The organism is Actinoplanes sp. NPDC049118 (assembly GCF_040648555.1).
GTDB lineage: Bacteria > Actinomycetota > Actinomycetes > Mycobacteriales > Micromonosporaceae > Actinoplanes.
The window spans coordinates 1-13,479 of record NZ_JBEZDY010000048.1; the positions used below are offsets into that span (position 1 = coordinate 1).

Consider the following 13,479-nt stretch of genomic DNA (forward strand, 5'->3'; position numbering starts at 1 on the left):
CCGCTTGTCCGGCCGTTGTCGACCGGGCATGCATAGAGATTCCGTGGCGCGCGGTGCGGGCCTCGTTCCCGAACAGGTGCCGCCCGGTTGCGACCGACCCGAACAGCGAAACTTGAGGAAAACGCGGCCGGAAAACCCCGCCGAACGGGCCGTTCCGGGCGCAGACCCAGGACGACGAGCGGCTCAGTTCATGAGGTCGTGGTCGCTTCGGGCCGACCCCGTCGATCCAGACGGCCGGAGTCCGACGCCCGCCACTACTGCCACGCGATTCGCGATCGACAGCGCGGACGCCGGGTCGTATTCGGGTCGGCGGTCCCGCCCGGTACGCTGCTCGGAAGGCTGCCCGGTGCAGCCCGGGAGGGCTCGCCTAGTGGCCGATGGCGCCGGTCTTGAAAACCGGTGAGGCGTTCCGCGTCTCCGTGGGTTCGAATCCCACGCCCTCCGCTCTGAACACGGAAAAGGCCCCGCTGACCTGCGATTACGCAGGACAGCGGGGCCTTCCTCATCGATGGGCGAGTCTCACTGAGTTCCACTTGATCTCGCTCGGACTGGCACCGCCGCCCAAATACGGCCCAAAGTTTGCCGGGCGGGTCAGGCGGCGTCGCCCTGGTCGCCGACGTCGCCGAGCGCCTCCTCAATCCGCCGTCGCGCTGCCTCGTCCTGCCCCTCGATGCACTTCGCGTAGACCTTCAGCAGCACGTGCAAGCTGTGCCTTGCTCGCTCGGCGACCGGGGTTGCCGGCGCTTAGACATGAGGGCCATCAGGGCCGGACACGTCGAGGCCGCCAGCGTCGTGCTGACGGCCTCGATCGCATCACTTGCCGCTGGTCAGCGGTGCGCCTTGATGATCGCATCGCCGGTCACGGTGAACCCCCGTCGGGCGAGTACCCGCGCGGGCCACAGAACGCTACCGATGCGCTTGCCCATGAACGGGATGAATGGGCGTGCCGGCCGCCCCACATAGAACCACTGCGCGCCGGGGAGGAAGATCGACAACAGACGGAACGTGCGCAGCGACTTGGCAACGACAACGACCGGGGCCTGTACTCCAGGGTGGTTCGCGGCCTGGGGAAATGTGGCGACAGCAGGGTGCATGGTTGGTCCTTTCAGCTGGTCTCCTCACCGTCATCGGCGACCGAAAGTGGGACCTTAAGGCCCGCACTCTGCGTGCGAGCTCTGCACCTAGGCCGCTACGCCGGCCGCGTCGCCCTGGTCTCCAACCTCCCCGAGCGCCTCCTCAATCCGCCGTCGTGCTGCCTCGTCCTGTCCTTCGATGCACTTCGCGTAGACCTTCAGCAGCACGTGCACGCTGTGCCCCGCCCACTCGGCGACCTGGGTGGCAGGTACCCCCGCGTTGAGCCACAGCGACACGGCGGCGTGTCGAAGTTGGTACGGCACCTTGCCGAGCGGGGTGCGCTGCTGTGCCGGGGTCAAGGCGTCCTTTCGAGCCGCCCGCCAGACCCGCGCGTAGGTCTCTTTCGAGACCGAGCCGCGCCCGTATCCTTGGGCGACGAATAGCCGGCCGTCCGGGGCGTGACCGTGGGCTGCGATGTGCCAACGGAGGGCACGAACCAGGATTGGTGGAGCGGGCACAGGCCTGGTCGCCGTTTTCGCTCGGTGCTTCAGCTCCCGGTCCTCCCGGACTGAGCCGCTGTCGTCGCCCCAGTCCTGCCCGACGTATTGTGTCGACCCCGTCAACCGAAGCGTGCCCCAGCCCGATTCGGGCAACTCGCATTCGTCGACGCGTAGATGTAGAGCCTCAGCCGGCCGCAACGCGGCGTAGTACATGCAGGCGAAGAACGCCACGAGCTTCGGGGCTCGGTCGTGCACGGCCGACAGCAGAGCAATGGCCTGGTCGGGATTGACGACAGATCGGCGGTCAACCTCGTCGGTGGATTTCGGTGCTATCCATTGGACATGATCCATCGGGTGCGAGGTCAACAGGCGAAGTTCAACGGCGTACCGAAGAGCGCCGTAGAAGACGCCTCGTTTGCGAGCGACCGTCGTCGCGGCAGCGGCCTTTCCGTCGATGCGCAGCGCCAGCACATCGAGCGCCTTCCGTACCAACGCCGCGTCGCTCAACTCCGTGAGCTTGACGGTGTTATCGGTCAGCCACCGCACGGTGGAGGCGATGTCGTCCGGCGGTGGGCCTGCATCTCGTCGCGTCTTGTTGAAGGACCAGGAGTACAACGCACGACGGATCTCCTCGTCGGTGGGCGCTCCTCGGTCGGTCGAGAGCAATGCTGCGGTGACGTTGGCGAGCGCTTCCGCGATGCTCTTTCGGTGCTTGGCTGCCGATCGAGCCCACTTCATATCCACGAACGCGACCGCGTGCTCGTACCACGTGCGGCTGTTCCGCTCGCGGGCCATGGGCTCGGGCAGACCACTTACCTCGTCGAAGATGATCCCCTCCCGCTGAGCGGTGATCAGCCTCGAGCGGAAGCTCTCCGCTAGTGCCTTGGTCTGGAAGCTCTCGCCGCGCCGCTTGCCAGCAACAACCCACCGCACCCGATGAGTGCTCCGCGGTTTGCCGGTTTTCGGATTTCTGCCCTCGTGTTCCTCGATGCTCTGAATTCGTACGTCGTATGTACTCATGCGGCTTGTGGCTCCTCACGGGTCGACAACCAGGCATCGAGGTCGGTGCGGCGGATGCGGAGTTGCCCGTTGGGCAGCTTGTACGTTCTGGGTGCCTGGCCGAGTGCCTTCCAGCGGAAGAACGTCGACTTGGGCACATCCAGCTCAGCGAGAAAGTCAGTCAGGGTTAGGAAGTTGCGTGCCATCGGGTCCGGCCTCCCTTGGCGGGTATCGCGGGGTGGTGAGCCTTGCTGTGACGGGCTTCCAGCGTGTTGGAGTCCTCATTGGAGGACGGATGGCGACGTCTGACCGGCGGGCTCCTACCGGCCCACTGAGAGCGCCGTTGAGCCGTGATCATGATTGCCCCGGTATGACGGGATAAGCCGGAGTGTCTGTGTGGCTCTGAGCGGGTCGTCGCAGCAACCGGCTCGGCGTCGCCGAGGGCGGGACTAGGCCTGACACAACTGACAGAACTGACAGAACCTCGGTCGGGGTGGGGTTGTGTCAGTTGTGTCAGTTCTGTCGGGGCCATCACGCGGACCGCCGGGCGTCGATGGTGTGCACGGTCGCGGCGGGCCGGTGGACCTCTGGGTGCACGAGGTAGCTCGGCGACGGTGGCCGTCCTCCGGCGCGTTTCGGTGTGGGTGGGTCGAGCTGGCGTAGGTAGCCGTGGGCTTCCAGGACGGCGAGCACCGGATCGAGATCAGCCATCGTCTTGAGCTGGCTCGACTGCACCGCGCGGAACAGTTCCCGCCGGGTAAACGCCGTGGCGGTGGTGCGCTCGATCCACGTCAGGACCTGCCGGGCGTTCCGGGTGCTCTGGTCGGCGCCCATGTCGTCGAACGCGGCCAGGGCGTGCGCGGCGTAGTAGTCGCCGATCATCGCCGCCCGTTCGAGGGTGTCGGCGCTGACCGGTCGTCCCCATCCGTCGCGCAGGTTCTCGGCGAGGTGGATCAGGCCGGCGATCCGGACGACGGCGCCGGTGTACTTCGAGCCCCAGTCCAGGATGTGCGCCCACGCCCCGCCCGGCGCCAGCCTCGGCTCTACCGTCCGTTCGATGTCCAGCACGAGGTTGTTGGCGTCCGGGGTGAGAACCAGCACGGCCGGGTCGGTCCACTCGGCGAGGGTGAGGACCAGGGCGTGCAGGTTGGTCAGGTAGTCCGCGGCGACGGCCGTGGGGATCGGGTCGGCGCCAATCTTGCGGCGGCCGACAGTGTTCTCCGGCAGCGCGAACAGGATCCGGGCCAGCAGGCCCAGCCCACGGAAACCGGGCATACCAGCGATGTCGCGCAGAATCTCCGGCTGCACGGCCAAACCCATGGTCAGGGCGGGTTTGTCGATGTGTTCGGTGTCGCGGGACTGCCGGCCGACCCGGAGCATGTCCCCGGCGTGGCCTTTCAGGAACACTTCCAGGTTCGGGGTGCCGGAGTACCGCCCGGCGATGGTGGCGAAGATCCCGCCCTCCGGGGACAGCACGGCCAGCCGGCCGCCTTGCGCGGCGAGCCAGGACGTGGCGGTTTCGCTGGTCACGTCGTCCGCGATCAGGACGGGCTTGACCGGCACCGTGATCGCTTCGGCGTTCATTGCGGCGGCGGTCGCCTCAGCGATCAGCGTGTCCCTGCCCGATGGGTCGGCGTTCGCGGCGGCGAGAGCGGTCTTCTCGGCGGCTTTCCCGGCGACCTTGGCCATCAGTTCGGCTTCGATGATCGCGGGTGCGGCCCGCTCGATCAGGGTCTTCTCGGCGGCGAGGATCGGCGCGACCATGGCGGCAAACACGGCGCTCTTGCGCGAGCCCGGCGGCAGCACCACGACGGTGTAGAGGTTGGTGGGCTCACGCCACGAGCCGCGTACCTCCACCTCGGCCCGCCCACCAGCGGCGGTGGACAGGCAGGCCAGGGCGATACTCCCGGCCAGATCGACCGGGGTTTGGGTGAACTCGGCCACCGCGAACACCTGCTCAGCGAGCCATCCCGGCAGCAGCTCGGCCGGGAACGGCGGCAGATGCCGGCCACGGCCGAGCGGGATCAGCGGCGACCAGCCGCCGAGAGTGTCCGCGTCGTCCAGCAGGGCGCGGCCGGTGGCGACGACGTCGGCCGGGTCGGCACCGGAGGCGGCGAGCTGGGCGAGTTGGGTGCCGAGGTCGGCGACCTTGCGGCGTTTGGCGTGCCCGGCCACGATCGCGGCGTAGTGCCCGGCGTTCGCGGCCGAGGGGACTTCGGCGGTCAGCGTGTGCAGGTACGGGGCGCCGCCGACCCTGCCGAGGTCGCCCGCCTCGGCAAGGTGCGCCGTCACGGTGATCGGGTCGGTGGGGGTGCCGGCGGCGTGCATAGCGCACATGGCTTTCCACAGCACTGTGTGTGCCGGGCGGCCGAAGTCGCCGGGGGTGAGGGTGGCGGCGAGGTCGGCCATCAGGGTCGGGGCGAGCAGGGCGGCACCGATGACGGCCTGCTCGGCGGCCAGGTCGAACACGGCATGTGACACAGGTCGACTCCTCTCAATCAGGGCGGGTGGGTTAGCGGTGGCGGGAGGTCATGCGGCCCGCCGGTCGATCGCGGGCCGCTCGGCGCGGGAGCGCAGCACGCCGGGCCGGACCGCGAGATGCCGCAGGAGCCGGTCCATGCCGCCGAGCAGGGAGCGGAGTTGCCAGCGCGCCCCGGTTTCGGTGCTGTGCAGGGCGATCCGGGCGCGGATCTCGGCGTGTTCGCGGCCGTCGGCAGCGCGGACGCGGGTGACGACGGCGCGACCATGCCCAGGAAGGTCGACCAGCATCTCTGCGGACCTGTGCTCGCCGAGGTTGCAGCGGTGGTCCCGGGCGCACCAGTCGGTGTGAGCCGTGGCGTCGCGGCGCAGCCGGCGCATGGTCCGGACGGTCATCGGTTGCCGGCCTTGTACTCGCCGCGCAGGTACTCCCAGAGGCGGCGGCCGACGCGGACGCGTTTGCCGGTGCCCTCGCAGCGGGGGCACTCACGGAAGACCTTGCGGGACAGGCGGGAGTAGATGCGGCCGTTTTCGCAGCGCGGGCGGCGGCAGCGGCCGAACGGGAAGATCACACAGCCGAGGGCGTACAACGCTGCGTAACCGAGGATGGCGAGGCTCGCTAGGAGGAGCGTCGGGGTCATGAAAGTGCCTCCAGGCCGGTTTTTGGGTGTGAGGGGCCGGCGCCGCTAGGTGCTAGGGCGCTGATCAGGGATTGTTTGGATTCCTAGGGGAAGTCCTAGGTCTAGGAGCCGGGGGTCCTAGACCTAGGACTCATCGGCGGGCTAGCTGGCCGTGCTGCGTCCGCCCTTGCCGTCACGCTCAGCAAGGGCTTTGAGGATGTGGGCGCGGTTGAAGCCCTGCCGGTTCCCGGGCTCGCCGGTGTCGGGGTCGCTGCCCCACACCTGCCCGGGGGTGACGCCGTACGGCTTGAGCGCGGCGCGGAGCTGGTCGGCGGTCAGCCCGGCGTAGACGGCCGGGCGTAGCTCGGCGAGCTGCTTGGCCAGCACCGTGGTCCACACCTTCGGCTTGGTGTCGCTCATGACGGCGGCGACGTCTTCGAGGATCGTGTCCCGCCGGACGGCGTCGGTGTCGATGGTCTGGCCGAGGGCGTGGCCGGTGATGTTGCCGGCCTTCTCCCGCAGGGTCCGGGCGCGTGTGACGACCACATCGGCGGCCGGGCCGTCGATCTCGTACGTTTTGGTGATCGTCGGGTCGTCGCCCTCACCGGAGAGGTAGCCGATGCCCTTGTCCCGGCGGGCGAACATCGTCGCCTTGATCCCGTTCTTGTGCATCGACGTACCCAGGACCATGTCGTTCTCGGTGTGGCCCATGACCTTCAGGCAGAACCGCAGCACCGCGTTCGCGGAGATGCCGGTCGGCAGGCTCTTGGCGTCGGGGCGCTGGGTGGCCAGGATCAGGGTGATCCCGGCGGCCGGGCCACGCTTGATCAGGTCCTCGCTGATCTCCTCCAGCTCGGCGCCGTACTTCGGGTGCTCGAACCACTTCTGACACTCGTCAACACCGATCACGATCGGGTGCAAGCCCAGCTTCTTGCGGTTGGCGAGGTCGTCGGTGACCTTGTTCTCCGGGCACAGGTCCCGCGGCAGATCCCGGATCACCTTCGTGCGGCGGCGCAGCTCGGTGGCCATGTCCCGCATCGCGGTGACTGCGTAGGCGAGGTCTTCCTCATCGTCACCGGCGCGGTAGCGGTGCGCGACCGGCTCCAACGGGGCCAGATCACCGGTGCCCTTGAGGTCGAACGCCAGAATCCAGGCACGCGGGTCGAGGCAGGCGCCGAGCAGGGCCAGGCGCAGCGCGAACGTCTTACCCATCCGCGGAATGGATCCGATGATCATTGAGGCGAACATCAGGGTTAGCGTGACCGCCCGGCCACGCGGGTCGACGCCGAACGCGAACGGCTCGAACAGGTTGACGCTGCCCTTGCTCAGCAGCGGCCAGGCGACCTTCTTCGCGCTGGACAGGTCCTTGTCGGCGACGAACAGGGTCAGCCGGCCGGGGTGCACCTCGGCGTTGGCCTCCGGCCACACACACCCCAGCGGCCGGGTCAGCGCAGCGGCCAACTCCTCACGCTTACCGACCACCGTGCTCGCGGTGACGCCGCGCGGGAGTTCCACGTCGGCGCGCCAGCCGGTGCCGTTCTCCCGGGTGATCGGGGCGGGAAACCACCGCTTACCGTTGTCGCCCCGGCGAATCGCCGCGTTGATGCCGTTGATGTTCAACGCAGCCAGGGCGGCGAACACCTCCGTACTTGTCAGCGGGGCCGCATCGTGGCGGACCACCGCTGTGCCGAGCAGCGGCTTGTCCGCCGGCGCACCGACGACCCCGAGCACGGCCAGCAGCGCGGCGAGGGCCGTCCACTGCGCCGAGGTGGGGGCGAGCGTGACCGCGCCGACCGCCACAATCAGCGCGACGACCAGGGCGATGGTGACCATGCCGCGCCACCGCACCCGCCGGTCACGCTTGTTGGTCAACCGGTCGTACATCTTGGCTTCCTCGGGGTGGTCGATCGCGGCCCGGACGATCGACTGACGCACCGGCTCACCCTCGAGATCCCAGAGCCACCGGTTGTAGCCCTTGCAGATCCGGCCGAAGCCGCGCGGTGCCCGCCACGTCAGCATTCCGGCATACAGCGGAACGCGGACGGTGTGGAACGCCACGGAGTGCAAGCCGAAGCCGGTAGCCCAGGCCACGTTCTTGCCGAACTCGGCGCTCGACTTCAGCCACGACGGCACAATCGGGACGCGGGTCGCGTCACGGAAACCCGACAGGGTGAACCGCGGTCGGCGCTGCGCGCCGATGCTGTCCACCATCACCGGCCCGCCCTGGACGTCGTCGGTGTCGTCCTGCTCGATCTCGTCGGCGTTCGGATCGGCCGGCACCGTGCCGATGCGGCGGGTTCGGGCGGTGTCCAGGTCAACCACGTCGGCCTCGGCAGCGGTCCAGTCGAAGTTCTCAGCGTTCGGGTCAGGGGTGCTCACGGTGTCTGTCCTCCGGTCTCAGGCGGCGATCACGAGGGCGGCGACGGCGGCGAACGTAGCGACGGATGCGGTCGGGTCTGGCAGCATCGGAGGTCTCTCCTGAGGTCTTGAGGGATCAGGGCTGAACGGGTGGAGACCGGCGGCACGGCACGTGCTTGCAGGCTTGGGGCCGTGCCGCCGGGCGAAGCTAAGCAGCGGTTGCGAGTACGGGCGTTTCCGCAGCAACCGGGGCGGATGGTGACGCGTCAGTGACGCGGAGCGCGGCGAGGTGACGCCGGGCCGTCGACGGGGACACACCGGCCTTAGCGGCGATCTGCGCGACCGGGGCGCCGGGCATCTTCGCGGCGACCTTGGCGACTTTCGCAGCCGACGCCGGGCGCGGCGTGACGCGTTTCGGCGCGCGCCTTTTCGCCACCGGAACCGCGGCAGCGGGGGTCTCGGTCATGGGCGCCGGGGCAGGTACAGGCGTAGCCAAGGGCGGGGGCGCCTCGGCCACGGCGACCGGGTCGGTAGCGGTCAGCGTGCTGATCCGCCGGCCGATCTCGACCAGGCTGACTGAAGCGACGACGATCAGGCCGTCCACCGACAGCGGCAGCAGATACGGTGCGGCGCCGGTCTCGCCGTACCCGGCGGCAACCCCCGCCATGTGCCAGTACGACACCCACGCCGCGATACCTGCGATGACGGCCGTAGCGGCCATCCGGGCGATCGACGCGGCACCGCCCCGGGTCGGAATACGGGAAATCAGCTCGACCGTGAGCAGCAGCGCCAAAGGCGACCACGCCGAGATCGCCTGACTGATCACGTTGTTCTGCGCATGCAGCACATTGCCCGCCAGTGACGCGGCGATGCCGAGAGTGAACACTGCCCGGACGCCCCACCCGATGCGCGTGAGGCTCGCAAGATTCGCCGTCGCCATCACGCGGCCACCTTCCGGACGACGGGACGCGCGGCCAACTCGGTAGCGACACGGTTCACGCGAGCCTCGGCCCGGCGCAGGCGGCGCCAGTCGAGGGCGGTCGGGCCGCCGTGGTCGGCGGCGCAGATGGTCGCGATTTCGGCGTCCAACACGTCAAGCTCGGCCGCGATCAGCGGCCACTCGGCCTCAATCGCGTCCAGGTCGGCGGCCGACGGTTCGTCAGTAGTGGAGTGGATCTTCTTCACAGGATGTCCTTCGGGAGAGCGGCGACGCGACGGCGACAACGAGCGGAACGCAGCCGCGCCGACCTGCGGAAACGGGGAGTTGAATGCACGGTGACCCAGCCATGCGCGGCACCTTTTCAGTGGGAGGTGCGGCCCGATTCAGTTCTCAAGTGGAGCCAAGCGCGCGGCGGGCCGGTCACGAGCGGGCGCAGCCAAAGCCGCATCCGCCGTGCCGGGAAGCCTCCGGCAGTATCGGCTAGTCCGTCTGTACTGACTAGACAATGCCGATGTGCTGAAGGTAGTCAGACGGAGGATGCGGAGTCAAGAGGTTCTGCCTAAACTGTCTAGACAAAGCTGAACCGGAGGGAGGCGGCATGGCGGTGAGCAGGCAAGGCAGGACACCCGTGTGGGCCAAGATCGCGGAGGACTTGCGATCCAAGATCGCGGAGGGCGCGTACCAACCGGACACTCGCCTACCCACTGAGGCTGACCTGACCGCTCAGTACGGCGTAGCCCGCGCAACCGTGAGGCAGGCACTTACGGCCCTCGTCAACGACGGGCTTATCGTGCCGCGCGCGCCACGGGGCTACTTCGTGCGGCTTCGCCAGCCGCTTTTCTACAGGCCTCAACAGGAGTTCCGGCCGCAGCCGCAGACTCCGGAAATGGATCGGTTTATGGCCGATCACTCTGCCGAAGGGCGGGAGCCTCGACAGACTATCGATGTGTCAATTGTCGAACCACCAGCCGACGTCAAGAAACGCCTTAGGTTGGCTGACGGTGAAATGGCAGCAGTCCGCCGTCGCATCCGTTACCTCGACGGCGAACCTTTCCACACGAATGACAGCTATTATCCCTTGTCCATCGTTCAAGACACTGAGATCATGCGCCCGCTCGATATCGCACGTGGCGCAAATGAAGTTTTGGCGGAGTCGGGACATCGCCAGGTCCGCGCCCTGGATGAAATTTACGTCCGAATGCCAACGCCGGACGAAATTCAGCGTCTGGACCTCGGCCCAGGAACTCCCGTGGCTTGCCATATCTGTACCGGACTATGCGAGGACGGGACTCCCGTGCGCGTGGTGGTCAACATCCTGCCGGGCGACCGTCACGTCATCGTCTACGAACGTGGCGGAATGCGCGGGGCTGGCAATGAGTGATCCAACAATCCGCCGAGCAAACCCGGACGACCTAGCCGTCCTAGTTGGCATGTACTCGGCTGCTCAACGCTGGCTCGCTGAGATCGGGTCGGATCAGTGGGCGAATAACACTGAGGAGAAAACGCGAACAAAGCTCGCTGATTCCATAGGGTGCGGTGCATGCTGGATCGCCGAGTCGGGCGGCAAGCCGGTCGGGATGATCACCGTTGATGACTACGCCGACCCAGAGTTTTGGACAGCGCAAGATGATCCCGACAGTGCGCTCTATGTTCATCGAATGGTGGTCGACCGCGTCGCTGGCGGCAATGGCGTTGGCGGTAGGTTGCTGGATTGGGCAGAACGCCTTGCGTCCTCGCTCGGTCGCACGTGGCTCAGGCTCGACGCGTGGCGGACCAATGCGCCACTTCACGCCTACTATCAGCGACAGGGATTCGTCCCGGTCAGAACCGTCAACCTGAGCCACCGGGGTTCGGGCGCACTATTTCAGCGGCGGGTCCGGCCCTCATAGAGGAGTTTGGATCACGCGAGCGGCGAACGCGAGCAAAGATCGCTTATCGTACATAGATGATCACCGAGCAACCTCACGAGCCGTTGCAGCGCGGAACGTTCGTTGCTGGGTGGAGTCTCCGACGGCGATGGGCGCTTGCCGCTTGCCTTATGGTCGGCTTCCTGTGCTGCGGCTTGGGAGCGGTGCCCGTAGCTGCGTTCCTGGACCACTCGGACAGCCAAGGGGATCCGCCGGCCACCGCCATCGCAGCGGTGGACATCTACCTCAACCAGCTCATACTCCGAGAGCGGATCGGGCTGACGCACGCCCTGATCAGGGATGAGCGCGACGACCTGATCGAGCAATGGGAGGCGCTGATCGCTGACATGCAGCGCACGGACCCACCACCGGACAAGCTCGACTGGGGACCGCACTTCGACGTTGAGGACCAGGGCGACGGCGTCGCTCGGGTGACTGTGCCTGTCAGTGCGGTGTGGTGGCAGGAACGCGGGATGTCGATGCAAGGCACTGAACACCCGTGGGTATTCGTTGCCAGGGCCGAAGACGGCGGATGGCGTATCGCGGAGGTCCGGCCTCACCCGTGGTGCGGCGGGCACGTGCGGGCTGACGCGTGCCGGTGATCCACCTGGCGTCCCCGGCGGCGAGCAGGATGCGGGCTCAGAGAACTTCCGGTCGGTGGTGTCACGTCGTCGCCCTTACGGGGGAGCGCCGGGCAGGTACCACCAACCCTCGCGAAGCTGGCATAGCTCGACTTCCTCGGGCGTCAGCAACTCGGCCATCAGCGAGCGCTCCTCACGGTGGCTGTAGTGCCCGGAGCGCCAGTACCACCCCCAGTCGCCGATCAGCTCAACCTGAGGGCTGTCCGCCGGACCCCTTAGCCAGAACTTGAACCGCACGTCGCGCCTCCAACGGCACTAGGCAACCGCCTACTAGGCACTCACTCTAGTCGCACGCTGCAGTCATCGTAAAGTTGGCATATGCCCAGCTAGCACGTGCCTAGGGTCTGATCATGGCCGCGAAGAAGCTGAAACTGATGGGGGCGCACGAAATCCGCGTGCGACTCGGAGGAATCAGCCGGCAGCGCGTCTACCAGCTCACCAGCAGGCGTGACTTCCCCGCTCCGGTGGCCGAACTGGCGATGGGCAACGTCTGGCTCGCGGAGGACGTAGAAGCCTGGATTGCCGCGCGGCCGCCGAGGCCAGGCGCCGAAGACTAGGACGTCCCATCGCCGCGTCGTGTTCAGCGCCTGGGGGCCGGCATCTTGGCCCAATTCGACAGCTCCGAGGGCACCGTCTCGAGCATGCGTTTCAGCATCGCCCGGGCATCGTCCTCATGGTCGAAGTAGTGCGTCACCTCTTGACCGTCGGCGCCACCTAGCCGGCCGAGGATCTGCCATCCAGATTCCGTACGGAGCAGGAAGACATCTCGCCGCCTCGCACCGTACCGGCGGTTAAACCAGTGCTCAACGCGTACGGCCATCCCAAAAGACTAGTACATACGTTCGACTCGGTGCACTGCGCCGGGTCCGAGGTCGCAGTGCACCGACGTGCGACGGCGGCCTACCCGGCTGCGCCCGATCGGAGATCGCCTGCCGCCTGTTCATCACTGTGTAAGTGGACTGACGCTATTCGCTGCTCCCGCCGGTCAGGCACCAGCCTTTCCAACCTCAATCCGCGGCCGCCGCCCTAGAGTCTGACTATCCGGCCACCCGTCGCCCCGCGCGGATTGTCGGCGTAGCGTGAAAAGGACAGCTCAACACGGGGGAAAGCCATGTTCAGGAAGCATTGGTTAGCAAGAGCGGCGACCCTGCTCGCGTTCGCCGCAGCGTTTACCGTCGTCGGTGCGGCGGCACCGATCCTCACCTCGCCCAGCCAGGCCGCAGTCGCCGACTGCAATGGCCGGCCGAGCTGCGACTGACATTGATCGCGCGGAGGCGATCGCGCAGCATCCTTGGTTCTAGCAACCGATGATCCGGGGCCGCTCCTGAATCCGACGCGGCTGCGCCCAGGCCGGTCGCCCTTCAGATGCTGGTGGCCTGCTGCTCCCCGCCCCGACCTGTCACGCGACTACGGCCGGCGGCAGGCGCGAAGCATGAAGAACCCCGGACCGCTGGAAAGCCGGCGGATCCGGGGCCTCTTGGTTGCCGGTGGTAGGTCCTCCGGCGGAAACTCTGACCGCCGGGATGGGGGCAGAGGCGTCGTCGCCTACTTCTTGTTGTCGAACTTGAAGACGGCCATCAGGACGACAGGGACGACGATGCTGAGAGGCAGATTGACGACGTCGGCGGCTTGACGGTGGTAAGCCATCATGTCCAACCACCAGATGCAGAAGAGCAACAACGCGGCCGCCCCAAGGGCATTTCGGGTGGCCGGACGACCCAGCTGCGTAACCACTGCACGGAAGGCTTCTGCCCAGATCGCAAGAAGCTGCGCCTCCTCGAACAAGTCCGTGTGACGAGACTCTAGGTCGACGGTGGCACGGACCAGACCGATCTTCATGTCGGTCAGCGCGGCGGTGAAGTCGACCTTCGGGAAGAGCGCGGCGAGGTCCCGCTTCGGGAAGAGCGCGGCGAGGTCCCGCTTCGGGAAGAGCCCGGCGGCGTCGACCTTCGGGAAGAGCCC

General features: G+C 67.4%; 14 protein-coding genes and 1 tRNA gene. 5 read left to right on the top strand and 10 right to left on the bottom strand.

Going from position 1 to position 13,479, the window contains the following annotated elements:
• Positions 1 to 356 precede the first annotated feature (356 nt).
• Positions 357 to 444 (top strand) — tRNA-Ser (locus tag AB0B58_RS40815).
• Between the two features lie 383 nt (positions 445 to 827).
• On the opposite strand, the gene AB0B58_RS40820 is transcribed toward AB0B58_RS40815, so the two are convergent.
• The 9 genes from AB0B58_RS40820 to AB0B58_RS40860 all read right to left on the bottom strand — a co-directional run bounded on the left by AB0B58_RS40820 (position 828) and on the right by AB0B58_RS40860 (position 9,214).
• The gene (locus AB0B58_RS40820) at positions 828 to 1,094 is read right to left on the bottom strand and encodes a hypothetical protein (protein WP_360236245.1); all 267 of its coding nucleotides are present in this window, start codon (positions 1,092 to 1,094) and stop codon (positions 828 to 830) included.
• Between the two features lie 87 nt (positions 1,095 to 1,181).
• Positions 1,182 to 2,594 (bottom strand): integrase, encoded by a 1,413-nt coding sequence (locus tag AB0B58_RS40825; protein ID WP_360236248.1) that lies wholly within the window; start codon positions 2,592 to 2,594, stop codon positions 1,182 to 1,184.
• On the bottom strand, positions 2,591 to 2,779 hold the full coding sequence (locus tag AB0B58_RS40830; protein WP_360236251.1) for an excisionase: 189 nt from the start codon (positions 2,777 to 2,779) through the stop codon (positions 2,591 to 2,593). Before AB0B58_RS40830 ends, AB0B58_RS40825 begins: the two co-directional genes overlap by 4 nt.
• Positions 2,780 to 3,104: 325 nt before the next feature.
• Positions 3,105 to 5,054 carry a DUF3987 domain-containing protein gene (locus AB0B58_RS40835; protein ID WP_360236254.1) on the bottom strand — a complete coding sequence of 650 codons (1,950 nt, stop codon included), beginning with the start codon at positions 5,052 to 5,054 and terminating at the stop codon, positions 3,105 to 3,107.
• 48 nt (positions 5,055 to 5,102) lie between these two features.
• Positions 5,103 to 5,447, bottom strand: coding sequence for a hypothetical protein (locus AB0B58_RS40840; protein WP_360236257.1), 345 nt, complete (start codon positions 5,445 to 5,447; stop codon positions 5,103 to 5,105).
• Entirely contained in the window at positions 5,444 to 5,692 is a 249-nt protein-coding gene (locus tag AB0B58_RS40845; RefSeq protein WP_360236260.1) for a hypothetical protein, read from the bottom strand. The genes AB0B58_RS40840 and AB0B58_RS40845 overlap by 4 nt, the downstream gene beginning before the upstream one ends.
• 141 nt (positions 5,693 to 5,833) lie before the next feature.
• Positions 5,834 to 8,050, bottom strand: coding sequence for a cell division protein FtsK (locus tag AB0B58_RS40850; protein ID WP_360236263.1), 2,217 nt, complete (start codon positions 8,048 to 8,050; stop codon positions 5,834 to 5,836).
• Positions 8,051 to 8,237: 187 nt separating this feature from the next.
• On the bottom strand, positions 8,238 to 8,969 hold the full coding sequence (locus AB0B58_RS40855; RefSeq protein WP_360236347.1) for a DUF2637 domain-containing protein: 732 nt from the start codon (positions 8,967 to 8,969) through the stop codon (positions 8,238 to 8,240).
• Positions 8,969 to 9,214 carry a DUF6284 family protein gene (locus AB0B58_RS40860; protein WP_360236266.1) on the bottom strand — a complete coding sequence of 82 codons (246 nt, stop codon included), beginning with the start codon at positions 9,212 to 9,214 and terminating at the stop codon, positions 8,969 to 8,971. Before AB0B58_RS40860 ends, AB0B58_RS40855 begins: the two co-directional genes overlap by 1 nt.
• Positions 9,215 to 9,567: 353 nt before the next feature.
• Between AB0B58_RS40860 and AB0B58_RS40865 the strand changes: the two genes are divergently transcribed.
• The 4 genes from AB0B58_RS40865 (at position 9,568) to AB0B58_RS40880 (ending at position 12,074) form a co-directional block, all read left to right on the top strand.
• The gene (locus AB0B58_RS40865) at positions 9,568 to 10,350 is read left to right on the top strand and encodes a GntR family transcriptional regulator (protein ID WP_360236269.1); all 783 of its coding nucleotides are present in this window, start codon (positions 9,568 to 9,570) and stop codon (positions 10,348 to 10,350) included.
• A gap of 196 nt (positions 10,351 to 10,546) precedes the next feature.
• On the top strand, positions 10,547 to 10,858 hold the full coding sequence (locus AB0B58_RS40870) for a GNAT family N-acetyltransferase (protein ID WP_360236350.1): 312 nt from the start codon (positions 10,547 to 10,549) through the stop codon (positions 10,856 to 10,858).
• A 56-nt stretch (positions 10,859 to 10,914) separates the two neighbouring features.
• The gene (locus AB0B58_RS40875; RefSeq protein ID WP_360236272.1) at positions 10,915 to 11,478 is read left to right on the top strand and encodes a hypothetical protein; all 564 of its coding nucleotides are present in this window, start codon (positions 10,915 to 10,917) and stop codon (positions 11,476 to 11,478) included.
• A gap of 389 nt (positions 11,479 to 11,867) precedes the next feature.
• On the top strand, positions 11,868 to 12,074 hold the full coding sequence (locus tag AB0B58_RS40880) for a DNA-binding protein (RefSeq protein ID WP_360236275.1): 207 nt from the start codon (positions 11,868 to 11,870) through the stop codon (positions 12,072 to 12,074).
• A 988-nt stretch (positions 12,075 to 13,062) separates the two neighbouring features.
• Here AB0B58_RS40880 and AB0B58_RS40885 read toward each other — a convergent pair.
• Positions 13,063 to 13,479, bottom strand: a 417-nt coding sequence (locus AB0B58_RS40885) for a hypothetical protein (RefSeq protein ID WP_360236278.1), incomplete at its 5' end; no start/stop codon positions are given.

Bases quoted from the DNA above. Each gene is read 5' to 3' on its own strand.
- AB0B58_RS40820 (WP_360236245.1), bottom strand. From the start codon at position 1,094: ATGCACCCTGCTGTCGCCACATTTCCCCAGGCCGCGAACCACCCTGGA.
- AB0B58_RS40845 (WP_360236260.1), bottom strand. From the start codon at position 5,692: ATGACCCCGACGCTCCTCCTAGCGAGCCTCGCCATCCTCGGTTACGCA.
- AB0B58_RS40875 (WP_360236272.1), top strand. From the start codon at position 10,915: ATGATCACCGAGCAACCTCACGAGCCGTTGCAGCGCGGAACGTTCGTT.
- AB0B58_RS40870 (WP_360236350.1), top strand. From the start codon at position 10,547: ATGATCACCGTTGATGACTACGCCGACCCAGAGTTTTGGACAGCGCAA.
- AB0B58_RS40855 (WP_360236347.1), bottom strand. From the start codon at position 8,969: ATGGCGACGGCGAATCTTGCGAGCCTCACGCGCATCGGGTGGGGCGTC.
- AB0B58_RS40830 (WP_360236251.1), bottom strand. From the start codon at position 2,779: ATGGCACGCAACTTCCTAACCCTGACTGACTTTCTCGCTGAGCTGGAT.
- AB0B58_RS40840 (WP_360236257.1), bottom strand. From the start codon at position 5,447: ATGACCGTCCGGACCATGCGCCGGCTGCGCCGCGACGCCACGGCTCAC.
- AB0B58_RS40825 (WP_360236248.1), bottom strand. From the start codon at position 2,594: ATGAGTACATACGACGTACGAATTCAGAGCATCGAGGAACACGAGGGC.
- AB0B58_RS40865 (WP_360236269.1), top strand. From the start codon at position 9,568: ATGGCGGTGAGCAGGCAAGGCAGGACACCCGTGTGGGCCAAGATCGCG.
- AB0B58_RS40880 (WP_360236275.1), top strand. From the start codon at position 11,868: ATGGCCGCGAAGAAGCTGAAACTGATGGGGGCGCACGAAATCCGCGTG.